General features: G+C 39.6%; 1 pseudogene. It reads right to left on the reverse strand.

The features are described from left to right. Positions 1 to 76: 76 nt before the first annotated feature. Positions 77 to 770 (reverse strand): annotated as a pseudogene (locus W5W_RS15365) (ISL3 family transposase); the annotation flags it as partial.

Here is a 770-nt window from a genome sequence, read left to right on the forward strand (position 1 = left end):
AAAAAGAATCTAATAACATAAAAAGGGGTTGATTTTAAATCAGGCTCTTTGTCAACTGTAGTGGGTTAACGCAAAGTCATACCCTGGAGAGAACCGAATTGGTTCTCTCCTTTTTGATATTTAAAGCGATGAGGATTCTAGTTTTAAAGTTGTCAAAGTTCCGAAAGCCGAAAGCATTTCGCTTGATGACTTTGATGAGGTTGTTAGTGGCCTCTAGCTTTGCATTTGAGTAAGGGAGTTCAAGAGCGTTGATAATTTTATCTTTGTCCTTGAGAAAGGTTTTAAAAACAGTCTGAAAGATAGGATTTATACAAGAAATTGTTTCTCCAATGAGTCCAAAGAAATGTTCAGCTTGTTTCTCTTGAAAATGAAAAAGTAAGAGTTGGTAGAGTTCATAGTGTTCTCTGAGTTCTTGAGAGTATGCAAGGTAGTTTTTCCAGAATCTCTTTGTTGGTCAAATGCATACGAAAAGTTGGGCGATAAAAGCGTTTATCGCTGAGTTTCCGGCTATCTTGTTGAATGAGTTTCCAGTAGCGTTTCAGCGCTTTATATTCGTGCGATTTTCTATCCAACTGATTCATGATTTGGATGCGAAGACGGTTCATAGCCCGGCCGAGATGTTGTACAATGTGAAAGCGGTCGAGGACAATTTTCGCAGAAGGGAAGAGTTGTCTGGCGATGTCGTAGTAGGGACTAAACATGTCCATTGTAATGACTTTAACGCCGTTTCGGACCTGTCTGGAATAGCGCAGAAAGTGATTGCGAATGGT

This window comes from Actinomyces massiliensis 4401292, from assembly GCF_000269805.1.
GTDB classification, from domain to species: Bacteria; Actinomycetota; Actinomycetes; order Actinomycetales; family Actinomycetaceae; genus Actinomyces; species Actinomyces massiliensis.